The organism is Candidatus Palauibacter polyketidifaciens, from assembly GCF_947581785.1.
GTDB classification, from domain to species: domain Bacteria; phylum Gemmatimonadota; class Gemmatimonadetes; order Palauibacterales; family Palauibacteraceae; genus Palauibacter; species Palauibacter polyketidifaciens.
In genome coordinates this window covers 29,164-53,572 of sequence record NZ_CANPVO010000020.1, presented here as the reverse complement: position 1 = coordinate 53,572, position 24,409 = coordinate 29,164, and the positions used below count along the sequence as shown (strand labels likewise).

At 69.3% G+C, this 24,409-nt stretch carries 22 protein-coding genes; 10 read left to right on the top strand and 12 right to left on the bottom strand.

The window, feature by feature from the left end; genetic code table 11:
- Window positions 1–4: 4 nt before the first annotated feature.
- From RN729_RS06520 to RN729_RS06500, 5 genes are all read left to right on the top strand, one after another.
- Entirely contained in the window at window positions 5–1,951 is a 1,947-nt protein-coding gene (locus RN729_RS06520) for a TonB family protein (protein ID WP_310782901.1), read from the top strand.
- A 53-nt stretch (window positions 1,952–2,004) separates the two neighbouring features.
- Window positions 2,005–3,333 carry a M56 family metallopeptidase gene (locus RN729_RS06515; RefSeq protein WP_310782899.1) on the top strand — a complete coding sequence of 443 codons (1,329 nt, stop codon included), beginning with the start codon at window positions 2,005–2,007 and terminating at the stop codon, window positions 3,331–3,333.
- Window positions 3,334–3,427: 94 nt separating this feature from the next.
- Window positions 3,428–4,747 (top strand): 6-bladed beta-propeller, encoded by a 1,320-nt coding sequence (locus tag RN729_RS06510; protein WP_310782897.1) that lies wholly within the window; start codon window positions 3,428–3,430, stop codon window positions 4,745–4,747.
- Window positions 4,748–4,872: 125 nt separating this feature from the next.
- Window positions 4,873–6,279 carry a carboxypeptidase-like regulatory domain-containing protein gene (locus RN729_RS06505; protein WP_310782896.1) on the top strand — a complete coding sequence of 469 codons (1,407 nt, stop codon included), beginning with the start codon at window positions 4,873–4,875 and terminating at the stop codon, window positions 6,277–6,279.
- Between the two features lie 19 nt (window positions 6,280–6,298).
- Window positions 6,299–7,714, top strand: a complete 1,416-nt coding sequence (locus RN729_RS06500; protein WP_310782895.1) for a carboxypeptidase regulatory-like domain-containing protein — start codon at window positions 6,299–6,301, stop codon at window positions 7,712–7,714.
- A gap of 19 nt (window positions 7,715–7,733) precedes the next feature.
- Here RN729_RS06500 and RN729_RS06495 read toward each other — a convergent pair whose 3' ends face one another.
- Genes RN729_RS06495 through RN729_RS06485 form a run of 3 tightly spaced genes read right to left on the bottom strand, consistent with a single transcriptional unit; the run spans window position 7,734 to window position 11,462 of the window.
- Window positions 7,734–9,161: an MATE family efflux transporter gene (locus RN729_RS06495; protein WP_310782893.1), complete on the bottom strand. Its 1,428-nt coding sequence runs from the start codon at window positions 9,159–9,161 to the stop codon at window positions 7,734–7,736.
- 46 nt (window positions 9,162–9,207) lie between these two features.
- Window positions 9,208–10,278: a carboxypeptidase regulatory-like domain-containing protein gene (locus RN729_RS06490; protein WP_310782891.1), complete on the bottom strand. Its 1,071-nt coding sequence runs from the start codon at window positions 10,276–10,278 to the stop codon at window positions 9,208–9,210.
- On the bottom strand, window positions 10,275–11,462 hold the full coding sequence (locus RN729_RS06485; protein WP_310782889.1) for a serine hydrolase domain-containing protein: 1,188 nt from the start codon (window positions 11,460–11,462) through the stop codon (window positions 10,275–10,277). The genes RN729_RS06490 and RN729_RS06485 overlap by 4 nt, the downstream gene beginning before the upstream one ends.
- A gap of 182 nt (window positions 11,463–11,644) precedes the next feature.
- Between RN729_RS06485 and RN729_RS06480 the strand changes: the two genes are divergently transcribed.
- Both RN729_RS06480 and RN729_RS06475 read left to right on the top strand, forming a co-directional pair.
- Window positions 11,645–11,935: a hypothetical protein gene (locus tag RN729_RS06480; protein WP_310782888.1), complete on the top strand. Its 291-nt coding sequence runs from the start codon at window positions 11,645–11,647 to the stop codon at window positions 11,933–11,935.
- The gene (locus tag RN729_RS06475; RefSeq protein ID WP_310782886.1) at window positions 11,932–12,201 is read left to right on the top strand and encodes a hypothetical protein; all 270 of its coding nucleotides are present in this window, start codon (window positions 11,932–11,934) and stop codon (window positions 12,199–12,201) included. The genes RN729_RS06480 and RN729_RS06475 overlap by 4 nt, the downstream gene beginning before the upstream one ends.
- A 45-nt stretch (window positions 12,202–12,246) precedes the next feature.
- Here the strand turns inward: RN729_RS06475 and RN729_RS06470 are convergent, their stop codons facing one another.
- Entirely contained in the window at window positions 12,247–12,699 is a 453-nt protein-coding gene (locus RN729_RS06470; RefSeq protein ID WP_310782883.1) for a hypothetical protein, read from the bottom strand.
- Between the two features lie 186 nt (window positions 12,700–12,885).
- Between RN729_RS06470 and RN729_RS06465 the strand changes: the two genes are divergently transcribed.
- Window positions 12,886–14,118, top strand: a complete 1,233-nt coding sequence (locus RN729_RS06465) for a TonB-dependent receptor (protein WP_310782881.1) — start codon at window positions 12,886–12,888, stop codon at window positions 14,116–14,118.
- Here RN729_RS06465 and RN729_RS06460 read toward each other — a convergent pair.
- The 5 genes from RN729_RS06460 to RN729_RS06440 form a co-directional block, all read right to left on the bottom strand.
- Window positions 14,115–15,239 (bottom strand): ABC transporter ATP-binding protein, encoded by a 1,125-nt coding sequence (locus tag RN729_RS06460; RefSeq protein WP_310782879.1) that lies wholly within the window; start codon window positions 15,237–15,239, stop codon window positions 14,115–14,117. The genes RN729_RS06465 and RN729_RS06460 overlap by 4 nt on opposite strands.
- Entirely contained in the window at window positions 15,236–15,934 is a 699-nt protein-coding gene (locus RN729_RS06455) for an ABC transporter permease (RefSeq protein ID WP_310782877.1), read from the bottom strand. The genes RN729_RS06460 and RN729_RS06455 overlap by 4 nt, the downstream gene beginning before the upstream one ends.
- 9 nt (window positions 15,935–15,943) lie before the next feature.
- Entirely contained in the window at window positions 15,944–16,720 is a 777-nt protein-coding gene (locus RN729_RS06450) for a substrate-binding domain-containing protein (RefSeq protein ID WP_310782875.1), read from the bottom strand.
- Between the two features lie 62 nt (window positions 16,721–16,782).
- Complete coding sequence (locus RN729_RS06445; protein ID WP_310782872.1) at window positions 16,783–18,114, bottom strand: ABC transporter permease; 1,332 nt, start codon at window positions 18,112–18,114, stop codon at window positions 16,783–16,785.
- Entirely contained in the window at window positions 18,111–19,061 is a 951-nt protein-coding gene (locus RN729_RS06440) for an ATP-binding cassette domain-containing protein (protein ID WP_310782871.1), read from the bottom strand. Before RN729_RS06440 ends, RN729_RS06445 begins: the two co-directional genes overlap by 4 nt.
- A 158-nt stretch (window positions 19,062–19,219) precedes the next feature.
- Here RN729_RS06440 and RN729_RS06435 point away from each other — a divergent pair, with 158 nt between their 5' ends.
- Window positions 19,220–19,411 (top strand): AbrB/MazE/SpoVT family DNA-binding domain-containing protein, encoded by a 192-nt coding sequence (locus tag RN729_RS06435; RefSeq protein ID WP_310782870.1) that lies wholly within the window; start codon window positions 19,220–19,222, stop codon window positions 19,409–19,411.
- A 48-nt stretch (window positions 19,412–19,459) separates the two neighbouring features.
- Here the strand turns inward: RN729_RS06435 and RN729_RS06430 are convergent, their stop codons facing one another.
- Both RN729_RS06430 and RN729_RS06425 read right to left on the bottom strand, forming a co-directional pair.
- Window positions 19,460–20,200: a ubiquinone/menaquinone biosynthesis methyltransferase gene (locus RN729_RS06430; RefSeq protein ID WP_310782868.1), complete on the bottom strand. Its 741-nt coding sequence runs from the start codon at window positions 20,198–20,200 to the stop codon at window positions 19,460–19,462.
- A gap of 75 nt (window positions 20,201–20,275) precedes the next feature.
- Window positions 20,276–22,255 carry a von Willebrand factor type A domain-containing protein gene (locus tag RN729_RS06425; protein WP_310782866.1) on the bottom strand — a complete coding sequence of 660 codons (1,980 nt, stop codon included), beginning with the start codon at window positions 22,253–22,255 and terminating at the stop codon, window positions 20,276–20,278.
- A gap of 217 nt (window positions 22,256–22,472) precedes the next feature.
- Between RN729_RS06425 and RN729_RS06420 the strand changes: the two genes are divergently transcribed.
- Window positions 22,473–22,847, top strand: a complete 375-nt coding sequence (locus RN729_RS06420; RefSeq protein WP_310782864.1) for a hypothetical protein — start codon at window positions 22,473–22,475, stop codon at window positions 22,845–22,847.
- Window positions 22,848–22,857: 10 nt separating this feature from the next.
- On the opposite strand, the gene RN729_RS06415 is transcribed toward RN729_RS06420, so the two are convergent.
- On the bottom strand, window positions 22,858–24,345 hold the full coding sequence (locus RN729_RS06415; protein WP_310782862.1) for an anthranilate synthase component I family protein: 1,488 nt from the start codon (window positions 24,343–24,345) through the stop codon (window positions 22,858–22,860).
- Between the last annotated feature and the right edge of the window lie 64 nt (window positions 24,346–24,409).

Here is a 24,409-nt window from a genome sequence, read left to right as displayed (position 1 = left end):
GGACATGGTCATCGCCTGGATCGGATACTGCCTGTTGATTTCGGGACTCCTCGCCCTGGCCGCCTTCGCCTCGGAGCGGGCGCTGGGTCACTTCCGGACGCCCGTGCGCTGGGCGTGGTTCGCGGCGATCGTCGGATCCGTGACGGTGCCCGTCGTCGCCTTCTTCGCGCCCGGACTCCTTCCCGGCTTCGGGGTGTCGTCCGTCGCGCCGGGCGTCGGGTTGAGCGGTCTGCCGGCCGCAACCACGGCTGCGGAGCTGCCCGCAACGGCCGCGGCGGCTGGTGGAGGTTTCGATGCGGTGGCCGTGGGTGCGGTGCTGGGGTGGGGCTGGCTGGCCATGGCCGCTGCCATGATCGGCTACGTCGGACGCGTCTACGGCCGGCTGCGGTCGGAGATGCGGACGTGGCGGCCGGGCCGCGTGGCGGGGTCGCCGGTCATGTTCTCCGACGAGCGGGGGCCGGCCGTCGTCGGGATCCGGCGCTCGGTCGTCGTGATGCCGAAGTGGATCCCCGAACTCGACGACAGACTGCTCCGCCTCGTCTTCCTCCACGAGCGGGAGCATCAGCGCGCCGGCGACCATCGGCTCTTCGCGGCGGCGGTTACGGCGCTCGTCCTGATGCCTTGGAACCCGGTCGCGTGGTGGCAGGTGTCCCGGCTGCGGCTCGCGATCGAGTTCGACTGCGACCGTCGCGTGCTCGGTCGGGGAGAGTCGCCGCGCGACTACGCGGACGCCCTCATCACGGTGGGAAGCCGCGTCTCCGGGTCGCTGCTCGCCGCTGCCGCCTTCGCCGAACGCAAGCCGGCCGTGGAGCGACGCCTGCGCCGCATGACCGAGCCGCCCGCCAACATGCGCCTGTTCCGCACGCTCGGCGCCTCGGGGCTGGCCATGGTCGCCGTCCTCTTCGTACTCGGCTGCCCCGGGCCCGAGAGCGGCATGAACGCGCCGGAAGCGCCCACCGCGACAGTGACTCCGCCCTCCGAAGCCAGTGACTGGGTGCCCCCGGTGGTGCCCGACGAGGAGGCCGTCGGGCGCGGCGACCGGCCGTCCTTCATCGCGTTCGACAGGCCTCCGGTGCTTCAGAACGCGGCGGAAGTATCCAACGCGCTGGTTCAAGCCTACCCGTCGAACCTGAAGGCAGCGGGCATCGGCGGGCGGGTCGAGATGTGGCTGTACGTCGACACGTCCGGCATGGTTCGCAACACGGAACTCAAGACGAGCAGCGGCAACAGCGACCTGGACGCCGCCGCCGCGGATGTCGTCGCGACGATGCGCTTCGAGCCCGCGATGAACCGCGACCAGCCGACCGACGTCTGGATTGCCCAGTGGATCACCTTCCAGATGGCGAGCGATGCGGACACCGCCCCCGCCCGGAGTTCTTCCCCAACCGATGAGGATGCTCCGCTCGTCATCGTCGACGGCGTCATTCAATCCGAGGGCACGAGCATGGCAGACCTCCGGGCCCTCGATATCGACCACGTCGAGGTCATCAAGGGGAGCGCGGCCATCGAGTTGTACGGCGAGCGCGCCACGAACGGCGTGATCGAGATCACGACGAAGGACGGCGCTGCGGACAGCGAGTCTCCGGCGGCTGACCGCCCATCCTTCCTGATGAGCCGCATGAGGGAAGGAGCCCCCTCCCGAACGCCGCCCGCTACCGACCGTGGCCTCGAGATCGAAGACATCGTTCGCACGGCGGTCCTCGACGATGTCGACGGGGATGGCTTGCTGGACTTCGCGATCGTGCCCCGTTCGGGGAACATGCCCGATCCGCTGATCGTCATCGATGGCGTGATTTCCGACGCTGCGGGGCTGTCGGAGTTCGGCACACTCGACATCGATCATGTCACGATCGTGAGAGGTGAGCGTGCCACAGAGACGTACGGGGAGAAGGCCCAACACGGCGTGATCGAAATCACGACGAAAGAGAGGGCGGGGGCTGGCGGCCGGTAGAACCCCGGCCCTGGAAGGGATGCACGAACGCCTGACCTCGAAGGAGTAGGGACATGGTCATCGCCTGGATCGGATACTGCCTGTTGATTTCGGGACTCCTCGCCCTGGCCGCATTCGCGACCGAGCGGGCTCTGGGTCACTTCCGGAAGCCCGTGCGCTGGGGCTGGTTCGCGGCGATCGTCGGCTCCGTGACGCTCCCGTTCGCGGCGTTTCTCGCTCCCGGCCTCTTCCCGGGCATCGGCGCGGCACCCTGGGCTCCTCTCGTGTGGTTGAGCGAGCCGGTGGTCGTGGCCTCCGCGCCCGCTGCGCTCGAGGCGGTGCCCACGGCGTGGTTCGATACCGGCGCGATGAGTGTCCTCGCGGGTGGGGTCTGGGTGTTGCTCGCGGTGGGGATGCTCCTCCATCTCGGGCGGGCGTACGGGCGCCTGCGGTCGGAAATGCGGACGTGGACGCCGGGTTGCGTCCTCGGATCGCGGGTCATGATCGCGGATGACCGGGGCCCGGCCGTGGTCGGAATCCGGCGCTCGGTCGTCGTGATGCCGAGGTGGATCCCCGAACTCGAAGACCGGCTGTTGCGCCTGGTCTTCCTGCACGAGCACGAACACCAATGCGCCGGTGACCACCGTCTCTTCGCCGCGGCGGTCGCGGCCCTCGTGCTGATGCCGTGGAACGTGTTCCTGTGGTGGCAGGCATCGCGGCTGCGGCTGGCGATCGAGTTCGACTGCGACCGACGCGTGCTGGAACGGGGAGAGTCCCCGCGCGACTACGCGGATGCCCTCATCACGGTGGGAGGTCGTGTCTCCGCGCCACTGCTGGCCGCGGCCGCCTTCGCCGAACGCAAGCCGGCCGTGGAGAAGCGGCTGCGCCGCATGACCGAGCCACTGGCCCGGCTCCGCATTCCGAGAACCCTGGGCGCTTCCGGCGTGGCGGCGCTCGCCCTCATTCTCGTGCTGGGCACCCCGCAGCCCGAGGCGTCGATGGATGCTCCCGCGCCCGAAGCCGATGCCGACCGGGGTCTCCCTATCGAGGAGAACCCGCTGGCCCTCCTGGCCGAGAGGGCCGCGCAGGCGGAGCGGACGACCTCCGTCGCGTACGACACGCCCCCGGTTCTTCAGAACGGGGGCGAGATCCAGCAGGTTCTGCAGAGGGCCTATCCGCGCGACCTGATGAATGCGGGTACCGGCGGCCGGGTCGAGATGTGGCTGTACGTCGACCTGTCCGGCGCCGTTGCCAACCAGGAGATCAAGACGAGCAGCGGCAACGACGTGCTGGACCGCGCCGCCATGGAAGTCGCCCGGCAGATGCGGTTCCGCCCCGCGAGCAACCAGGGTGAACCGACCGCCGTCTGGGTCTCCCAGTGGGTGACCTTCCAGGTGATCTAGGGTGAGGCGGGGGGGGGCGGCCCCCCCTTGGCAACCATCCTCGGGGCTACGGTTTCCCTAGGAGCAGGAGACGGCACAACCCGGGGAGGAACCCATGATCCACGCAATCCGGCGTCATTCCCTGTTTGGTGCGGGCCTCTGGCTCCTGGCCGCGTGCGGGGGCGATGGCGGCGGTGGGACGCCGGTTGGCGGGTCGGGGGTCATCGACGGTCCCGACTTTACGATCGCTCCGGCGCATGAATCCCGCTGGATCGCCGGGGCCCTGGATGGGGAGGACTGGGAAGTCTTCGGGTCCATCGCCGACCTGATCTTCAACGAGGCGGGCGACCTCTTCATACTGGACGAACAGGCCGGGCACGTCGTCGTGTTCGACCGGGACGGGGTCTACCTTCGAACCATCTCCCGGCAGGGCGAAGGCCCCGGCGAACTGACCGATCCCGAATCGATATCCCTGCTCGCCGATGGTCGTCTCGCCGTGTTCGACGGGGGTCGCAACGGAATCCAGTTCTTCACGCCGGAGGGCGAATACGCGGAATCGGCGCCCTTCGATCCGAAGCAGGGCGCGCCCAGGCGCGTCGGCGCGTGGCTCTCGGACGGGAGCATCATCACCGCCCGCGAGTTCGTGGTGAGTGGAACGGCGGAGGCCATGTCGGTGAGCAGCTCCGTCGGCGGCACGGGAGACGCACCCGGACGCCCCCTCGTCCGCTACCGGACGGACGGAACTCGCGAGCCGTTCTACACGGCCTGGGAGCCGCCGCCGCCCACCGGAGACGCGGCGGAAGCCAGCGGTGGCAGCTTTTCCTTCAATCTCAGCCCCGTGAGGGCGTTCGACGCGGGGCTGCATTTCGCCGCGCTATCGGACGGGCGAATCGCCGTCGTCGACTCCTCGGGATACCGGATCAGGCTGATCGGCGAGGACGGTGCCGTGAGTGAGGTTCTGGAACGGCCGCTCACGCCGACCCCGGTGACGAACACCGTGCGGAGTGCGGAGCGGGAGCGTCGGCTGGCCGAGCTGGAGGGGAATCGGAGCCCGACGACCCTTTCCCTCGCGGGGCGCCCGGACATCCGCATGCCGGACGACTTCGCGAGCCAGTTGCAGGAGGCTCTCCGGGCCCGCATCGGAGAGATGACGTTCGCCGAGGTCATCCCCGCAATCGAGGCCTTGGCGGTGGACTTCGACGATCGCTTGTGGGTGGTTCGGACCCCGCTCCCCAACGAGGAAGGGCCGATCGACATTGTGACGCCCGACGCCCGCTACCTGGGCACGATCCAACCGGGAGGACTCCGAGTCCCGGACGCGTTCGGCCCGGACGGCCTCATGGCCTACGTGGACACGCACGACCTCGGTTACCCGATCGTGCGCGTCGTCCAACTGGCCCCGGATGCCCCACTGACGGAGAACCGGACTCCGTAGAGCCAGCGCCCGGTCGAATCCTCGAAAGTGACGCGAACGCGGGTTGCCCCGTCTACTCACGGGCGGTGCCATGGTCTATTCTCCCGGTCCGGGATCCGGGCCATTCAACCTCGCGGACGTTTCACATGACACAAACCCGTGCATTCCTGATCTCCTTAGCGCTGACGGCGATCCCGGGCATGGCTCCCGACGGCATGACGGCTCAGGAGGCGGTGGAGGTCGCCGGAACCGTCGTCGACGATGGGACGGGCGAGCCGGTCGACGGCGCGACCGTGCGGCTGGCCGACGCGTCCGGTTCGGCTCGGGAGACCATCACGGGACCGGACGGCGCGTTCGCCTTCGCCCAGGTTGCGCCGGGCACATATGCGCTCGCCGTGCGGCGCTTCGGATACGAGTTGCTCAGCACGCCGCTGGAGATCGGCGCGCAGGCGCCCCCGCAACTGGACATCCGCCTGACCCCGCAGGCGATCCCGCTCGAGCCGCTGGAAGTCGGCGTGGCAGGCCGCCCGCCCCGCCTCGTGGAGTCCGGCTTCTACGATCGAATGGAAGAAGGCTGGGGCACGTTCTTCGAGCCCGAATGGATCGAGGCCAGCAAGGTCGGCTTCGTACTACTGAAGGACTACCTCTGGGTCCTCCAGAACCGCGCGCCCCTGTCCCGGTGCGAGAAGGTCCCCGTGTACCTCGACCGGAGGCCGATCGGCACGACGCCAGGCTGGGGGACAGACGATTCGTATCCGGGAGGGATCTTCACTGTGGGGTTGGATCGCCTTCCCCCGCTGCTCGAAGAGATGTCCGTGTCCGATCTCGGCGCGGCTGAGGTCTACCAGCCGGGAACGAAGATTCCGATGTTCGCCTGGACCTTCACGACCGCGGTTTGCGGCGCGGTCATCCTCTGGTCCGACTGGACGGCGGGCCTGCCGGAGATACCGACGATCGAGGTGAAGCTGTGCGACCCCGAGGGCCGTCCGGGAGAAGTGGCGCTCGACGGCTTCGTCGACGACGAGGTTACCGAAGTGAGGCTGCCCGCCGCGCATGTGTCCGCGTCATACGCGAACCCCGAAGATCCGGACGGCCTCGAGCGCGTGGAAACGGTCGTTCGCACCGACTCGCTCGGACGATATCGCGTGTGCGACCTGCCGGAGGGCGCCGTCATCCATCTCACTCCGGAGTACGGCCCGCACGCGGGCGGGCCGCTGGTTGCGCTTGCGGCGGCGGACGGCGACGCGCTGAAGCTGACGGTGCCGGTAACGTCTCCGGCGACGATCACCGGCATGGTCCTCAACGAGGCGACCTCGGCGCTGATGGAGGGCGCGCGGATCGTGCTCGTCGACACGGACTTCCGTACGGTGACGAACGCCGCGGGACGATTCTCCCTCGAGGACCTGCCACCGGGGTCCTACACGATCCGGGCCGTGTGCGCCGGCTATACCGGTGCCGCGCAGGAGGTGGAACTGGCCGAGGGAGGGAACGTGGCCGTGGTCCTCCGGCTACGCGCGACGAATCTTGCCAGGCGGGGGACGTGCTCGGTCTAGCTGGAAGAAGCCGTTGCGAATGACGAAGCGGACGCCGTTGCTGGCCTTGGCCGTCGCCCTCGTGGCGGGGAACGCCTTCCTGTCCGACGCGGCGAGCGCCCAGGAGGCGGTCGGGATCCAGGGAATCATCACCGAGGGCGGGACAAGGGCGCCGATCGAGGGCGCTACGGTGCGGCTGGTCGATCCGTCGGGTTCGGCTCGGGAGACGATCACGGGACCCGACGGCGCGTTCGCCTTCGCTCAGATCGTGCCGGGCACATACACGCTCGGGGTCCGCCGCCTCGGCTATGAAGTCCTCTCCATCCCGCTGGAAATCGGCCCCAGGGCCACGCCACCGCTGGAGGTACAGCTAACCCCGCAGGCGATCCCGCTGGAGCCGCTGGAGGTCGGCGTGGAAGGCCGCCCGCCCCGCCTCGTGGAGTCCGGCTTCTACGACCGGATGGAGGAGGGTTGGGGTGCGTTCGTCGAGCCGGCATGGATCGAAGCCAACAAGCGGGGCTTCGTGCGCCTCGCCGACTTCATGTCGACCCTCCAGATGCGCGCCCCTCTCCCGCGGTGCGCGAGGATTCCGGTATACCTCGACCGGAGGCGGATCGGAGCGGCAGACGGCTCGGGAACGAGCCGGTCGTACTCCCTGAATCCGGCGGGAACCTTCAGTTCTCCAGAGGCGCCGCCGCCGACGCTGCTCGACGAACTCTCCGTGCACGACCTCGGTGCGGCGGAGTTGTACCAACCTGGTAGCAAGATACCGTTCTTTGCCTGGGACGGGACCTCCATGAGCTGCGGCGCGATCATCCTGTGGTCCAACTGGACGGCGGAGACACCGGAGATACCGCAGATCGAGGTCGAGCTGTGCGAGCCGGCCGGCCGGCCCGGCGAGGTGGCGGTGGACGGGTTGGTGGAAGATCAGGTTACCCGAGTCCGGTTGCCCGCCGCGCACGTGTTCGCCTCTTACGCGAATCCCGGGGATCCCACCGGCCTCGAACGCGTGGAAACCGTGGTCCGTACGGACTCGCTCGGACGATACCGGCTGTGCGAGGTTCCCGCCGACGTATCGCTGGAACTGACGGCCGCCTACGGTCCGCACCGGGGCCAGCCCGCGACGGTCGTCGCAGAGGCCGGCGTCGAGGCAGGGCTCGCCCTGACCGTGACATCACCCGGGCGGATCACGGGCATCGTCGTGAACGAGCGCACCGAACGGCCGCTCGAGGCCGCCAGCGTGACGGTGGCCGGCACGGGTGTCCGCGTCACGACGGATCGAGCCGGCCGATTCTCGCTGGAGGGGTTGTCGCCGGGAACCCACAGGATCAGCGCCCTCTGCGGGGGTTTCGACCTCAGAGTGCGGGAGGTGGAACTTGCCGAGGGGCAGCAGGCGAGCGTCGTGATCGGCCTCCGGTCGAAGGGAGCGGCAGGCCGGACGCGGTGCACCGCCTAGGCACGGCCTACCAGGGAAGCTAGACCACCTTCTGCTTCCAGCGGCCGCGCCGGAAGATCCAGAGGCCGACGACGGCCGACAGCGAGTAGGCGACCGCGAACGACCAGAACACGCCCGTCTCGCCCCACCCGATAACGAAGGCGAGCAGCGCCGCGACCGGCAGCTGGAAGAACCAGAACACGCCGATGTTGATCCACGTCGGCGTCGCCGTGTCGCCCGCGCCGTTGAAGGCCTGCATCGTCACCATGCCCCAGGCGTAGAAGATGTACCCGTAGCTGATGATCCGGAGCGCGCGCACGCCCACGTCGAGCGTCTCAGGATCCGGCGCGAACGGCGCGAGGATCGGCCCCGGGAAGGCCACGAAAACCACCGTCACCACGGCCATGAACAGCATGTTCCAGAAGCCGGTGAGGTAGACGGCCCGCTCGGCGCGGTCGGGCTTCCCGGCGCCGAGATTCTGGCCTACGAGCGTGGCGGCGGCGTTCGCGAGGCCCCAGGCGGGGAGGATGATGAAGATGACGACGCGGATCGCCATGGTGTAGCCCGCGAGGGCGATCGTCCCGAACTCCGACAGGAACCGGATCGAGATGATGTAGCTGACCTGCGTCACGAGCATCTGCCCCACGCCGCCGACCGACACGCGCGCGAGCCGGCCGATCACGGGCCAGCGGACCCGGAGATCGCTCCGCCGCACCCGGATACGCTCGCCGCGGGACAGGTGCCACAACTGGTACAGAGCCCCGATCCCGCGCCCGGTCGTCGTGGCCACGGCGGCGCCCGGGAGTCCGAGTTCGGGGAAGATCCAGAGGCCGAATACGAGCACGGGATCGAGCACGATGTTGATCCCGTTGGCCAGCCACACGGAACGCATCGCCATCGACGGGTCCCCCGCGCCCCGGTAGATCGCGTTGTTCACGAAGAGGAGGATGATGACGACCATCCCGCCCAGTTGGATGCGGGCGTACATGGTGCCTTGGGCCACGACTTCCGGTGAGCCGCCCATCACCCGCAGCAGCCACGGGGCCAGGAGCGCACCGGCCAGGCCGAGGACCACGGCTATGCCGACGCTCAGCGCGATTGCCTGCACGGCGGCCGTCGCCGCCCCGCGCTCGTCCTTCTCGCCCGTCCGTCGCGCGACCATCGCCGTGGTGGACATCGCCAATCCCACCGCGACCGAGTAGATGACCGCCAGCATCGCTTCGGTGAGCGCGATCGCCGCGAGCGCGTTGGCCCCGAGTCGGCTCACGACCGCCATGTCCACGAGGAAGAACAGCGACTCCCCCGCCATCTCCAGCACCATCGGGATGGCGAGGAGCAGGACCCCGCGGTTCAGGCTTCCCGACGTGAAGTCCTCGCGCGTTCCCCACAGCAGCGCCCGCAGTGTCCCCCCCACTCCGGACCGGCGGGGAGCCGCAGTTTCCCCTTCGGGCCGGCCAGTGTCGCTCAAGGGAATCGTCCTGTCGGGAGGAAGCGGTTTAGCCGGCCGTGGGGAGTCAGTACGTCCAGATCGCGACGAGGTTGCAGTCGGTCAGGAGCAGGGTGTTGGGTACCTGGTTCATGATCTCGGGCGGCGCCTCGCTGCACCTGTACGCCTCGACGCCCCGAACGGTGTCGAATTTCAGTTCGCCCAGGTTTCTCCGGGTGAACCCGAGGCGGCTGGCCGGCCGCCCGTTGAGGAGGATGAGCTGGTTACGGCGGTATCGGATGGAGAGTTCCCGCTTGAACTGGAACAGCTGTCCGAGGTGGATGAACTGGTCGATCTCCGGATAGGTCGCGAAGTAGCCCTCGTCGATGGACTGGCGGCGCTCGTAGAACCCCGACGTGAGCAGGAACGGATCGCGGCCCGTCACTCTCACCTCGATCGGCGCGAGCGCGATCGCCTGGGTGTTGAGTTCGACGCGGAACTCCGCGTTCTGGTCCGTGAGGACGTTGATCTCGGTCTCGAGGGGCGCGTAACCGATGTGCGCGACGCGCAGACCGTACGTGAGTGGCGGCAAGGAGCGGAACGCGGCGCGTCCGAGCGAATCCGTGACCCCGGAGACGGGCAGCGGGGTGAAGTCGATCTGCGCGCCCGCCACCGGTCGCCCGTCGGCGGCGTCCACGACGGAAAGGACGACGAAGGCCGCGTCCCCCATATCCACCTCGAGGTCGACAAACTTCGACCGGTCGAGTTCGACCTTGCGGTCCTTCCCGCGCCGGGACCGATAGTTCGGGCGCACCCGGATCTCCCGGAAAGCTTCGAGGCCGCAGGCCTGGTATCGCCCTCGCCCATCCGCCTCGACCTGTACGTCCTCCGGCGTGGGCAGCCCGCGTTCAGCCTCGTAGCGGATCACGACCGTCGCCCCCGGCAGCGGGACCTTGCTCTCATCGTCCCGGATCGTGCCCTCGATCCCGACCTCGAGTTCCGCCTGTCCGAGCTGCCGGCAGATGCGGAGGACCCGCTCCTCCTCCTCTTCCTGTCCCGCGGCCGGGGACGGCACGAGGGCGACCGCCGCCAGCGCGAGAGCGGCCGCCGGCGTGAGGAGCGGCGCGACCCTGCCCGGGGGCGGCCCGCAGCCGTTCAACCGCCGGCCTCGAGCAGCGCCTGAAGGAGCCCGTTCCCGACCTCGCCAAGGCTGGTGGCGCCGCGATTGTAGTTGCGGCCGAGCGCGACGCCGTAGCCGCTCTCGGGTTCGAACACGAGATACATGTTGTACCCGGCGACGGAACCGCCGTGGCCGACGAACCGCACGGTGCCTCCCTCGAGGGCGACCGTGCGAATCGAGAAGCCGAGACCGTACCCCGCGTCGGGATCCTCGGGCGTCTGGACCGTCATGACCTCCCGTCGCGTCGCCGGCTCCAGGAGTTCGTGTTCGGTCATGCCCATGACCGCGGCCGCGAACGTCGCGAGGTCTCCGACCGTCGCGTAGACGCCGCCGTTCGGCACCTTGTACCCGCGCCCCTCGTGTTCCAGCGCCGGGAGATCGGGGTCCACCGTGCCGTCGTCCCAGTTGACGTACCCCACCGCGACCCGGCGCCACATGTCGGGGCCGGCGATGAAGGTTGAAGAGCGCATCCCCAGGGGTTCGAACAGGCGGTCCTCGACGAGATCCATGAAGGACGTCCCGGCCGCCCGCTGCAGAGCGTAACCGAGCACGCCGTACCCGATGTTCGAGTACTGATACCGGGCTCCGGGCATCGTGTCGTAGCGGGTGTGGGGGATCGAAGCGAGGATCTTGTATCCCCAGTCCTCGATCGGCCCCGCCGCCGCGCCTTCGAGTTCAGGCTCCCGAATGAGGCCGGCGGTGTGGCTCGCCAGTTGCCGGAGCGTGATCGGCGCCATGTCGGCCGGCGGATCCCCGAAGCCGGCGACCTCGGGCAGGTGGTCCACGACGGCGTCATCGAGAGCGACCGTCCCTTCCTCCACCAGGTCCGCCATCAGGATCGCCGTCACCGACTTCGAGATCGACCCGGTTCGGTAGATCGTCCGCACTCCCGCGGGCACGCGGTTCTCCGGATCGGCCCAGCCGAACCCCTGCGACCACATCACCTGGTCTCCCCTGAAGACCGCCGCCGTGATCCCGCCGATGCCGTCCGCTTCGACATCCGCCGCGATCTGCCGCGAGAACGCATCGATGACGTCCGCGTCCTGACCGGCCGCGGCGGACGGAAGGAGGAGGACGCCGAGAAAGCCGAGAAGGAAGACGATCGTCGCGGCATACGGGCGGGGCGCCGCAGCGGCGAGGGATGAGCGACGGTGGACCGGCATGACGTTCTCCTTGCGTGGCCGACGGGTGGCCGGAAAGCCTCCGCCGGGCTCGAATCCAATGCATAGTCGCAGCTTCTCGCCTGCATCGGAAGCCTTCGGGCCGGCGGCAGGCTGGCGGGTCGAGCCCGACTCGCCTAGTGTCTCCGCGCCTAGCCACGCAAACGCACCAACCGCGCGCACACATGTCGCTTCTGAAGAAACTGATCTTCCGGATGGACGGGGCTGCGGACAGCGCCCGCACCCGGTTCACGAGCGAGTCGGGGGCCACCTGGGAGGCCGAGTTCTCGATCTTCTCGGGCACCACGCAACAGTCGCCCCGGCTGCTCGTGATGTTCCGGAACCGGGACGACATCACCATCCCGCAGCGCTACAACCAGGCGCCGCCGGGCATCTCCAAGGTGCCGAAGCAGGCCGTGTCAGAGATGAACGAGGCGGGACTCCGCGAACTGCTCGCGCGCTCGGTGAAGGTGTGAGCGGCGCGAGCGTGGATCCGAAGAAGGCGCTCTCCCGCACCTTCCTCGACGGGGGAATGGTCCGCTGGGAGGCCTACGTGTCGGGCGGCCAGCCGAACACGCCGCACGCGGCCCGCATCTACTTCGTGTGCCTCGAGGATCCGTTCGCGCCGCCGCGCTGGCTGCCGCATGAGAGTCGCAGCGTGGCCGAGGCGACGCGCGCCCTGGCCGACATGAGCGACGCGGATCTGCTGGGACTCCATTCCCGCTCCACGCCTCTGGAGTGACGCAGCGGGCGCCGGAGTGACGCAGCGGGCGCGAGCCTCCGGCGGCTAGTCCACCGTGACGACGTCGTACAGCCGCTCGCCGGGTTTTCCGTCCACGCCTTCGTAGCGGTGCTCCACGAGAATCGACCAGGACCCGGGCTCTACGTTGTAGATGTTCGCCACGTAGGACAGCGTCGAGGGCGTCAGACTGTTGCAGCCCTGCCGGCCCGACACGATCGTGATGGCCAGTTCCAGCCCTCCGTCGACCTCCCGCAGATCGGGGGACAGGTAGTCGCACCGCAGCTTGCCTACGATCTGGCCCGAGACTCGCATGGATCCGGGCCCCCCGGCGGCGCGCGCGAACTCGGGCAGGGCGGATCCCTCGCTGACCACGGACGAGAGCATCTTCCCCACGGTCGGGGAGATTCCGAGCCCCAGATCCAGGCAGCCGGACAATCCAACGAGGATGCAAGCGACGCCGATTGCGTAGCGTGCCTGCCGGTTTCGCACGATTTGCAAGATGAGACTCCGCGGCCGAGGAACCCTCGAAAGAGTGACGGCGTCCGGGAGTGTCTCGCAATACCGGCGCGCGTCGCAAACCCCCGGAGCCCGGGGCGGCCCCGGGCCGGCGCGCGTCGTGTGCGCGGTACGCGCCTGCATTACTTTCTACATGTGGCTTGTCGACGTTGTGGCGGAGACCGCCGGATGCGAACACAGCGAGAGGGTCGTTCGGAGGCGCAGGCGCAGAGAAGAACGGTCTGCCGAGTTGCGTTCTTCGCCCTGGCGGGAGCCGCCATCCTGACGTCGTCCGGGTCCCGGCTGGCCGCTCAGAGCCTGACCCTCACCCCTCCCCAGGGCATCGTGACGTGTCCCGCGGAGATGGATCCGTCCCTGACCGGCCTCGCCGGCGTCGTCCGCGATACGCTCCAGGGCATCCTCATTCCGGGCGCCACGGTCTCCGCGAGCTGGACCGAGGGCGCAGGACGGCAGCGCACGGTCTCCGTGGACGCGGACAGCGAGGGCGTGTACGTCCTCTGTGGCCTTCCGCCCCGGGAGGATCTCACGGTGAGCGCAAGGTTCCCGTTCTTCCGCACGGAGCCGACTCGAGTGAGCATCGCACCCGGCCCACCGGCCGGATGGGACATCCTCGTGGGCGTGGAGGAAGGCGCGCTCTCCAGGCTGCTCACCGTGCCCGGCCGAATCGTGGGTCGGGTGGTGGATCGGCGTTCCGGCCGTCCGGTCGAAGCGGCGAACGTCGTGCTTTCGGACACGCTGCTTGCGGAGGACCGGCAGGGAATGACCGACGGCAGCGGCCGCTTCATGTTCTCCGAACTCGATCCGGGAATGTACCGGGTGACCGTGGACCACCTCACCTTCGACCCCCTCGACCAGTTGGTGCGTCTCCCGAGCGACCGAACCGTGCAGGTGGATTTCGAACTCAGCGTGGACCCGATCGAACTCGCGCCGATCGTCGTCACGGCGCTGCGCGAGAAGCGGCTGGAGTTGCAGGGGTTCTACGACCGGCGAGAACTCGGCGAGGCGATCGGCTCCGGAGTATTCCTCACGCGGGACGACATCCAGGACGCCGGCGCGATCCGCGTCACGCACTACCTGGGACGGATTCCGGGCGTGCGCACGGAGTGCAGCGGAGGCGCGAACAACAACTGCATCATCCGCATGACGCGTGGCGTGCCCAGCCTGAGCAGCCGCGCCGAGTTCGGGTGCATGAACGCGAACGTCTACCTGGACGGCGTGCGCGTGATCCGGGACGGCGGTGCCGGCGAATCGATCGACAACTTCGTCTCGCCGTCCGAGATCGCCGGGATCGAAGTCTATCGGGGCGCGAGCGAGTTGCCGGCCGAGTTTGGCGGGGCCGTGGGGCGCTGCGGAGCCATCGTCATCTGGACGGGCCCCTCGCTCCGGCGGAATTCGGGCTAGGAGGTGCCGGATTCCCTCGGTTCGACCGGCGCGGCGGGGAACGCGTGCAACGCCGTGGCCTTTACCCGCACCGCGACGCGCACGCCGGGGTCGACGCCGAGTTCCTCCGCGGCGTCGAGCGTGACGAGCGCCACGAGTTCGACGGGACCGCGAAGCCGCAGCCGCACGAGCCCGCCCATGTCGCGCCGTTCCTCCACCGTCGCCACGACCAGGTTGCGCGTGCTCAGATCCGCGGGGGGGACGTCCGGGGGCCCGAGGACGAGGTCCTCCGGCCGATAGGCGATCTTCACGGGCGTGCCCGGGACCGCCTCGCCGAGGGCCACGAGCGAAGCGCCCCCGATGTCGACGGTGACCATGCGCTCGTGCGCCCGCGTCACGGCGCCGGAGATCGTGAACTCCGCCCCGGTGACGCGCGCCGTGTAGACGTCCGCGGGATTCTCGTAGATCTCCTTCGGCGTACCCGTCTGGACCAGCTTCCCGTCCCGGATCACGGCGACCCGATCCGCGAGGTGGAAGGCCTCGCCCCGGTCGTGGGTGATCAGAAAGACGCTCGTCGCCCGTTCCCGGGCCACGCGCTCCAGGTCGTGGCGGAGGTCGAGCCGCGAATCCGTATCGAGATTCGCCGTCGGCTCGTCGAGGAAGAGGATCTCCGGGTCGAGGACGAGCGCCCGCGCGAGCGCTACGCGCTGTGCCTCTCCTCCGGACAGCCGCGATATCGGGGCTCCGAGCAGGTGCGAGATCGCGAGTTGCTCGCACACCGCGCGCGAGCGGGCGCGGGCTTCGGGCCGGGGCACGCCGCGCAGGGCCAGCCCGAGCCCCACGTTGTACTCGACGGAGTCGCTCCAGAAATGGGGGCGTTGAAACACGACGGCGGACGCGGCCCGGAGTGCCCGCTCGGCCGGCCGTCCCGACCCGCCGCGGAACGCGACCTCTCCGGCGTCGGGCTTCTCCAGCATGGCGAGCAGGCGCAGCAACGTGGACTTTCCGGCCCCGTTCGGCCCGAACACCGCGAGCATCTCGCCCTCCCGCAGTTCGATGCGGTCCACCTCGACGGCCGTCCTTCCGCCGTAGCTGCGGCGCAGGCCGATGCCGTCGAGGAGCGGCCCCGCTGCGGCGTTCACGCGACGTGGCCGCGGCGGATCGCCCGCCGGCCGAGCAGGAGGAGCGCCGCGTTCACGCAGAGAGCGATGAGCATGAGTACGATCCCCATGGCGATCGCGACGTCGAAGTTGCCGCGCCGCGTCTCGAGCACGATCGCCGTCGTCATCACCCGGGTTTCTCCGAGGATGTTGCCCCCCACCATCATCACCGCCCCCACCTCGCTGATGATGGCCCCGAACCCCGCCGCCACCGCGGCCACGAGCGACGTCCGCACCTCCCTCAACTGCAGGAGGATCGCCTGCCGCCGGCTCGCGCCGAGCGCCCGCGCCTGAAGCGCGATGTCCCGGGGGATGTTCTCCACCGCGGCGAGACTCACCGCGGCGATGTACGGCCCCGCGAGGATCGCCTGGGCGCCGATCATGGCGGCCGGCGTGTAGAGCAGTTGCAGGTCGCCGAGCGGGCCCGCCCGCGACAGGAAGAGGAAGACCCCGAGGCCGACGACGACGGGAGGGAAGGCGAGACCCGCGTTGATCACCGCGACCACGGGCAGCCGGAGCCGGAATCGCGTCAGCCCGACGGCGATCCCGATGGGGAGTCCGATGACCATGGCCAGGAGGAGCGCCGATCCGCTGATCTGCAGAGAGCGGAGGATGACGTTCCAGACGTACAGGTCACCCGACGTGATGAGCCGGAGAGCCTCGAGCAGCGGATCCACGCGCCGAATCTAGGGAATCGGGTCGTCGTGGGGCCACGGGGCGAAGTGGGCCTCTGCGCCGCCCCGCACCCGGAATTCCCCGATCGCGCGGCGTCCGTCTCCTGAGCGCAGCCAGTCCGCGAAGACGGCGGCGCGTTCCGGCCGGGCCGCGGCGCGCGGCGCCAGCAGCGAATAGACGTTGCGCAGCGAGGGGTGGTCCGCGACGAGCGGATCCAGGTCGAGCACCGGCGAGAGCATCGCGAGCGTCGCGACATCCGTGAGGACGTAGGCGCGGCGTTCGCTCGCCACGTGCAGCGTCGTGGCCTGACCCTGCCCGGACTCCACGTACCAGGCACCGGCCCCGGCCACCCCCGCCTCGCGCCAGAGGGCGATTTCGCGGTAGTGCGTGCCCGAACTGTCGCCGCGCGAGACGAAGTCGTGCTCCACCCGCGCGAGGGTCGCGAACGCGTCGGACGGGGATGCCGACCCGCGAACCCGCGCCGGATCCGAGGGCGGCCCCGCGATCACGTACCCGTTGACGAGGACGGGACTCCGCCGGGGCGCGTGCCCCGCCTCGACGAAGCGGGCCTCGGCTTCGGGCGCGTGCACGAGCAGGAGATCCACGTCTCCCGTGCGACCGAGTTCCAGCGCTTCGCCGCTCCCCGCGATGACCGTGCGCACCCGGAGCCCGGGATGGTCTTCGTTGAAGCGGGCGATCAGGTGTTCGAGCAGACCCGAATCGTAAGTGGACGTCGTGGCGCCGAGCACGAACGTGTCCGCGTCGGTCCCGCACGCTCCGGCGCCCACTCCCCCGCCGAGAGCGAAGAGAAGGGCGAAGGCGCTCCGCCGCGCGCGTCTGTCAGGGCCGGCTAGCCGTGGCGTATCCACCGCAGCACCTGCGGCAGGTTGGCGCGCTGGCCCTTCATCAGAATCCCGACCCGGAAGATGCGGCCCGCGACCCACGCCGCCCCGAGGACGAAGACTCCCAGCAGAACCAGCGACGCGAGCCACTGCCACACCGGGACCGAGGTGGCGAACAGCCGCGCCGGCATCACCAGCGGACTGAAGAACGGCACGAGGGAGAGGATGACGCCCCAGCCCGCGTTCGGGCTCTGGATCACGCCCTGCGTCGCGATGAAGGGGAGGATGATCAGCATCGTGATCGGGAGCATGACCTGCTGGGCGTCGTGCTCGTTGCTGATCGTCGCGCCGGCCCCGGCGAACATGCCCGCGTAGAGCAGGTAGCCGAAGACGAGAAAAAAGAACATCAGCACGAGCGTGCCCCACGGGATCGGGATGCTCGCGATGTCGATCCCCGCCTCCGCCAGCGTGGATGCCCCGGCGGTGAGGCCGTAGACCGCGGCGAGCGCGAAGACCAGCGCCCAGACCGCCATCTGCGCGATACCCACGGCGCCGACGCCCACGATCTTGCCCAGCATCAGTTCCCACGGGCGAAGGGAGGAGACCATGATCTCGACGATGTCGGACTGCTTCTCCTCGAGGATCGCCCGCACGATCATCTGCCCGTAGATGAGCAGGATGAAGTAGAAGAAGAACGCGATGCCGAAGCTGAGCGCCCGGTAGATATCCTGGGACCGCGCTTCGCCGGACTCCGTGACGTTGATGACGTCGAACGAGGTCCGCTGGAGCAGCGCCCCGGGATCGATGCTCTGCACGCCGACCGAGCGCAGGCGCGCCCGTACCGATGCCCGCTGAAGGGAGCCCCGGACCGAGCTCTCGATGACGGAAGGCACGCTGGCCCGCGCGAGCAGCGTCGTCCGGTCGTCGTCGCCCTCCCCTTCGTCCGCGTCCGGCGTCGCCCCCGGCATCTCCGCGGAGCGCCGGCCCTCACTCCTCGGGATCATCAGCAGCAGATCGTAGGAGGAGCCCGAGAGCCGCGACCGCGCCTCGTCGACCGACAACGCCTCCATGTCCGCTGCGCGCACGGCGTCGAGCGAATCCGCGAGGAGTTCTTCGACGAGGAAGTCGCCAATGAGTCCGGCGGGGTCGGCGACCCCGATGACCCTGCGCTCCTCGCCCGCATCCGTCGCGCTCCTTACGGCGAGGAAGCCGGCGAGGCCGCCGAGCCCGACGATCAGCACGGGGAGGCCGAGCGTGGAGAGGAGGAACCACTTCGACTTTACGCGCAGGATGAACTCCCGTCGGACCACGGCCGCGACCCTGGGCGTGAACGGGTTCATGCCGCCGCCTCGTCGTCTTCGCTCTCGTCCTCGTGCGAGAGTCCGGCCTCCGTCGCCTTCTCGATGAAGATCTGGCGCAGCGAGGGTTCGATGAGTTCGAAGCGCGAGATCAGGGCCCCGCTGTCCACCGCCCGCCGCAACAGCGCCTGCGGATCCGCCCCCTCCAGCATGCGGACCTCCACGTACGTGCCGTGCGCCGAAATGTCCTCGATAAGGTCCGGCGCATCGAGGAACGTGGGGTTCCCCTCGAAGGATAGCGCGATGTCGCGCCGCCCCGCCGCAGCCTTGATGTCGCGGACCCGGCCGTCGAGCACCTTGGTCGCTCCCGCGATCATGCACACCCGCTCGCACAGCCGCTCGGCGTCCTCGATGAGGTGAGTCGAGAGGAGGATCGTGGCTCCGGCCTGCTGTCGTTCCTGCAGAAGTTGCTTGAACAGTTCGACGTTCAGCGGATCGAGGCCGCTGAACGGCTCGTCGAGCACCAGCAGGTCGGGCTCATGAAGGATAACCCCCAGGAACTGGGCCTTCTGGGCCATCCCCTTCGAGAAGGTCTCCACCTTGTCGTCGGCCCGGTCGCCGAGGCCCACCGCGTCCAGGCCGGAGCGGGCCCGCGCGAGCGCATCCTTCCGCTTCAGTCCCTTCAGTTGGCCGAAGAACGCGAGGTGGTCCGCAGCCGTCATCTTCTGGTACATGCCGCGCTCCTCCGGCAGGTACCCGATGCGGGTGCGCATGGACTCGACGTTGGGGGAACCGAAGACGTCCACGGAGCCGGCGTCGGGCCCGATGATGTCGAGGATGATGCGGAGCGTCGTCGTCTTCCCGGCGCCGTTCGGGCCGATGAGCCCGTAGATCGATCCGTGCGGGATCTCGAGGTCGAGGTCGCGGACCGCAGTCTTCCTGTCGAAGCGCTTCGTGACGCCCCGGAGGCGAATGGCCGGTGTATTCACGGCCCCGATCATACGGACTGCCCGCACCCGTCGCCAAGCAGCAGCCCCGTCGTCCGCCCCGGGTGTCCGTCGGACGCGGCCTACCGCAGGGGCCGTCGAATCCCCATATTGAGGATTCCCCTCACTTTGCCGAATCCAACCCTCCATGGGGAGGTTAGATGGCGATCTTCCGCGTCATGTATTACCGCGACATCACCGTAGGAAGCGGCGGCCGCATCACGATTCCTCTGGAGATGCGCGACCATATGCGACTGGCCGATGGCGATGCGTTGAAGGTTCGCCTCGAGGAAAGCGAATCCGGCCAGCGCCAGTTCACCGTCTGGAAGACGGAATCCAGCCCGGGCATGTAGCGGGCTGCCAGCCCGAGTCTCCAGCCGCGACGCCGACCAGCCGCGACGCTAACGGCGGTCTCCGTAGTTGATGGCCATCGTGCCCATCATCAGGTCTTCGTAGCCGCACTCCACGAACCCGACCGCTTCCATCCTGCGGACCATCTCCCGCTGATCCGGGAACCGCCTCAGCGACTCGGGGATGTACACGTAGGACTCCGGATCGCGGTGAAGCGCCCAACCCGCGATGCGGGTCGAAACGTCGAGGTATCCGAGGTAGAGGCGGCGCAATGCCTCGGAGCGAGGGTGGCCGAAGTCGAGCGAGATCAGCCGCCCGCCCGGTCGCAGGCAGCGGAAGCTCTCGGCCAGTGCGGAGTCCAGGCCGGCGAAGTTCCTCAGCCCGTAGCCGATGACGACGCGGTCGAACGCGCCGTCGGGGAAGGGCAGACGAAGCGCATCGGCCCCGATCCAGCCGGCGAGGTCGGGGCCCGGACGTCCACGCCCCACCCGCATCATCTCCGGCGTGAGATCCGCGGCCACGACGTGAATCTCGAACGCCTCGCGCGCGGCCTGGCCCAGCGCTCCCCGGGCGAGGTCTCCCGTACCGGCCGCGAGATCGAGGACGCGGTGGTCCGGGCGCAGTTCGGCCCGTTCAAGCAGCCGGCGCTTCCAGCGGCGGTGGAGACCCAGCGACATGAGATCGTTGGTGACGTCGTAGCGACCGGCCACGCCGGCGAACAGCCGTCGCACGTAGCGGCGTTTGTCCGCCGGCCGTTCGATCTGGCCGGAGATGCGTCGATTGAGCTTCAACGGGCGCGGCTCCTCCCGGTGCGGACCGCCGCGACGGTACTGCTCGGCGCCGCGGCCCGGGGATGAGGCGCCACATTAACGCTGGTCGTCCTCCTCCGCTGCCGTTCCGAGCAGATCCAGGTCGCGAACGGCCTCCACGAGTCGGATGAACTCGCCGCGATAGCCCCGCCGGTCGTCGCCCCGTCCCCTCTCCGCCATTGCGATGACATTGTCCGGCGTGAGCCCTCCGGCGTGGGGCGAGTCCCGCAACAGCATGCCGAACCCCGCCACGGCCGCGGCGAAGCGGAAGCTCCGCGAGGGCGACCGGACGCGGTCCTCGACCGCATGTGCCAGGAGCCTGCTCTCGGAGCCGTCCGGGTCCTTGTAACGGACCTTCACGTAGAGCAGTTCGTCTTCGAACGCACCCGGCGGCGCTTCAGCCGGGGGCGCTTCAACCGGGGGCCGCGGCTCGGCCGTCCGCTGGTACCGCAACGGATCCGCGCTGCGGGGGACCGGGAGACCGGCGGGCACGACCTCGTACAGCGCGGTCACCGTGTGGCCGGCCCCGAGTTCGCCCGCGTCCTTCGTGTCGTCGTTGAAGTCTTCGTCGGCGAGCAGCCGGTTCTCGTACCCGATCAGCCGGTACGCGGCGGCGCGCGCGGGGTTGAACTCCACCTGCAGCTTCACGTCCTTCGCGACCGTGAGGAGCGTCCCTCCCATCTCCTCCACAAGCACCTTGCGGGCTTCAAGGAGGCCATCCACGTAGTGGAAGTTGCCGTTCCCGTAGTCCGCGATCTGCTCCATCTTCGAGTCCTTCAGGTTGCCGGTGCCGAAGCCGAGGACCGTGAGAAAGATCCCGCTCTCCCGTTCCTTCTCGATGAGGCGCACCATCTCGGCGTCGCTGGAGGCGCCCACGTTGAAGTCCCCGTCGGTCGCGAGAATGACGCGGTTGTTGCCGTCCTCGACGAAGTGCTCCCGCGCCACCTCGTAGGCGAGTGCGATCCCGGCGCCGCCCGCCGTGCTTCCGCCCGCCTGTAGCTGCTCCACCGCCGACAGGATCCGGGCGCGCCGGTTCCCCGGCGTCGAGGGAAGCACGAGCCCCGCCGCGCCGGCGTAGACGACGATCGCGACCCGGTCCTGCGGTCGGAGCTGCTCGGCGAGCAGGGCGAAGGCCTTCTTCAGCAGCGGAAGTTTGTCGGGCGGCGACATGGACCCCGAAACGTCGAGCAGGAAGACCAGGTTGCTCGGCGGCAGATTCTCCGTGTCGATGGAGGGTGCGCGGAGTCCGATGCGAACGAGCCGGTGCTCCGGCTTCCACGGCGCGTCCCAGACCTCCGTGAGGATCCGGAAGGGATGGTCGCCGGCTGCCGAGCTCCGCCTGCCGGCTGCCGAGTCCCGCTCGGAGTCCCACTCGTACGGGAAGTGGTTGATCATCTCCTCGATCCGGACCGCGTCGACGGGCGGCCGCTCCCCCGCCTGGATGAAGCGCCGGACGTTTGCATACGACGCGCGGTCCACATCGATGGAAAAGGTGGAGAGAGGCGACGAGCCGACGCTGCGGAAACCGTTCTCCTCGATCCGGGCGTACGACTCGGTGTTGAAGTCGGCGTACGCGCGCATGACCGAAGTGGCCGCAAGCCCGCGCGCGGCGCGATCGATCGCGTACGGGAGTACCCGCGGAGTCTCGCCGGCCACGCCCGTCACGGTGGGATCCTGCCGCCGCAGCGCCGTCTGCTCGACGGAGAAACCCAGCGTGACCGTCTCGCCCGCCGTGACGGTGATCGACTTGCTCGTTTCCCTGTAGCCGATCAACCGGACCGTGACGACCCGCTCCCCCGCGGGCACGCCCGGGAGGAAGTAGGCGCCATTCGCGTCGGTCAGCGTGCCGATTGCCGTCCCCGCCACGAAGACCTGGGCTCCCGCGACGCCGACGTTGGCCGTCGCATCGAGTACCGTCCCGCGCACGGCGCCCGTCTCCGACTGGGCGTGAGCCGGGGCCGGGCCCGCGATCGCGAGCGTCAGTGCCAACAGGCCGCCGATTCGCTGCCGGATTCCGCATACGTTCAGGGTTGCCATGGTCGCGTCGTCTCCTGTCCAGGGCCGAAACCGGGTGCGAAACCGAGGCCGAAGCGCGTTACGTCGTTCCGGTTCCATCCGACTTCAGGGAGCGGCAGCGCCCCCCGATACACCCGTAGACGCCGCGAATGGCGAAAGGGTTACACCGAGGTTCGCCGCCGCGCCGCGGGCTCCGCCCGGACTGGCACGTCTCCGGAGGATGGTATACCATGTATACATGCCTCTGCCCCGTCCTCTCTGCACGCGTGTCTCACGCGAGATCGAGTCGGAACTCGAACGGGTGTTCCTCGAGCAGCAATGGACTCCCTCGGAAGGGCTCAGAAACATCCTGCTGGAGTGGCTCGCCGTGCAGCGATTCCCGCAGATCGAGTTCCGGGAGACGCGGGCGGGCCGGCGCGCGGCGCTCCGCGGCGGGCCGGAGGTCTGGGAGATCGCGGCGGCCGCCGGACCAGGCCGGGCGATGAGCGCTGCCGTGGGCCAGCGCTTCGCCGGGACGCGGACGGAGGCGCTCGAGGAAGCCCTCGCCTATGCCGAGGAATACGCCGACCAGATCGACCCCATCGTCGCCCGCGAGGAGCGCCTCGCGCGCTAGCGACACCCCGCTAGACCTTCGTCAGGGCCTCCAGGAGGACGCGGGCCTTGTGGCGGGTCTCTTCCCACTCGCGCGCGGGTTCCGAGTCGTAGACGATCCCGGCCCCGGCCTGCGCGTACACGCGTTCCCCGACGGAGAGCAGCGTGCGGATGACGATGGCCATGTCGAGGCTCGTCGCGCCGTAACCGACGTAGCCCGCCGCCCCCCCGTAGGGCCCGCGCCGCGTCGGTTCGAGTTCATCGACGATCTCCATCGCCCGCACCTTCGGGGCGCCGGTGAGCGTGCCGGCGGGGAAGCAGGCCTTGAAGGCATCGACGGCGTCGGCTCCGACCTTCAGCGAACCGGCCACCTCGCTCACGAGGTGCATGACGTGGCTGTAGCGCTCGATCTCCATGAAGCGCGACACCTCGACGGAGCCGGGACGGGCGACGCGGCTCACATCATTGCGGCCGAGATCCACCAGCATGAGGTGTTCCGCCCGCTCCTTCTCGTCGGCGAGCAGCTCGCGCGCGTGGCGTTCGTCCTCGCGCGGCGTGGCTCCGCGCGGACGCGTCCCGGCGATCGGGCGGACGGTCACCATCCCGTCTTCCACCCGGACGAGTGTCTCGGGGGATGAACCGATGAGGCGCATGCCGTCCAGTTCGATGAAGAAGAGATAGGGGGATGGATTGCTGCGACGGAGGGCGCGGTAGAGTTCCAGAGGATCGCCCGCGTAACGGGCGCCGGCGCGCTGCGAGACCACGACCTGGTACGCGTCCCCCGCCACGATGTACTCGCGGATGCGCTCGACGGCCGCCTCGTAGTCGTCCCGCGAGCGGTTTCCGACCACCTCCGGCGTGCTCGCCTCGCCGCCGTTGCCGAGCGGCCCCAGCCCGTGCGCTCTCTCCAGGCCGCCTACCCAGTCGGCGAGTCGATCCACGGCGTTCCCGTACAGCTCGGCCGGGTCGTCGTCGGGCGTGACCGGCACGGCCGCGATGGCGAAGGCGCGGGAATACAGGTTGTCTACGATGAGCATGCGCTCCGTCGCCATGAAGCAGGCGTCCGGCACGCCGAGGTCGTCCGGAGGCGCGTCCGGCAGCCGCTCGATCCAGCGCACCGTGTCGTAGCCGAAGAACCCGACGGCCCCGCCCCAGAACCGCGGCAGGCCCGCGATCTCGACGGGCTCGTACCGCGCGATCCATGCCTCGAAGGCGCCGAAGGGGTCGCTCGTGGTCTCGGGCTCGCCCCAACCCGCCGCGGGCGTCCAGAGCCGGGTCTCCGAACCGTCGAGCCGCCACGCTTCCCGGGGTTCGGAGCCGACGAAGCTGAATCGCGCCCAGCGTTCCCCTCCCTCGACCGACTCGAGGAGGAAGGAGAACGGGCCGCGTCGCAGCTTCGAGAACGCCGTAACCGGAGTGTCCAGATCGAACGGGATTTCGATGGCCACGGGAACCATCCGCCCGGGCTCGGCGAGGCGGGAGAATTCGGTAAAGTCGGGGATGGCGGAAGCGTCGCTCATGCGCCCAAGGTAGCAGCCCGCGGCATGGGACGGGCACCCGGCAGTAGCGTGGCAGCCTACCTTG

Bases quoted from the DNA above. Each gene is read 5' to 3' on its own strand.
- RN729_RS06445 (WP_310782872.1), bottom strand. From the start codon at position 18,114: ATGAACCCGTTCACGCCCAGGGTCGCGGCCGTGGTCCGACGGGAGTTC.
- RN729_RS06425 (WP_310782866.1), bottom strand. From the start codon at position 22,255: ATGGCAACCCTGAACGTATGCGGAATCCGGCAGCGAATCGGCGGCCTG.
- RN729_RS06520 (WP_310782901.1), top strand. From the start codon at position 5: ATGGTCATCGCCTGGATCGGATACTGCCTGTTGATTTCGGGACTCCTC.
- RN729_RS06435 (WP_310782870.1), top strand. From the start codon at position 19,220: ATGGCGATCTTCCGCGTCATGTATTACCGCGACATCACCGTAGGAAGC.
- RN729_RS06505 (WP_310782896.1), top strand. From the start codon at position 4,873: ATGACACAAACCCGTGCATTCCTGATCTCCTTAGCGCTGACGGCGATC.
- RN729_RS06480 (WP_310782888.1), top strand. From the start codon at position 11,645: ATGTCGCTTCTGAAGAAACTGATCTTCCGGATGGACGGGGCTGCGGAC.
- RN729_RS06420 (WP_310782864.1), top strand. From the start codon at position 22,473: ATGCCTCTGCCCCGTCCTCTCTGCACGCGTGTCTCACGCGAGATCGAG.
- RN729_RS06500 (WP_310782895.1), top strand. From the start codon at position 6,299: ATGACGAAGCGGACGCCGTTGCTGGCCTTGGCCGTCGCCCTCGTGGCG.
- RN729_RS06415 (WP_310782862.1), bottom strand. From the start codon at position 24,345: ATGAGCGACGCTTCCGCCATCCCCGACTTTACCGAATTCTCCCGCCTC.
- RN729_RS06515 (WP_310782899.1), top strand. From the start codon at position 2,005: ATGGTCATCGCCTGGATCGGATACTGCCTGTTGATTTCGGGACTCCTC.
- RN729_RS06485 (WP_310782889.1), bottom strand. From the start codon at position 11,462: ATGCCGGTCCACCGTCGCTCATCCCTCGCCGCTGCGGCGCCCCGCCCG.
- RN729_RS06465 (WP_310782881.1), top strand. From the start codon at position 12,886: ATGCGAACACAGCGAGAGGGTCGTTCGGAGGCGCAGGCGCAGAGAAGA.
- RN729_RS06510 (WP_310782897.1), top strand. From the start codon at position 3,428: ATGATCCACGCAATCCGGCGTCATTCCCTGTTTGGTGCGGGCCTCTGG.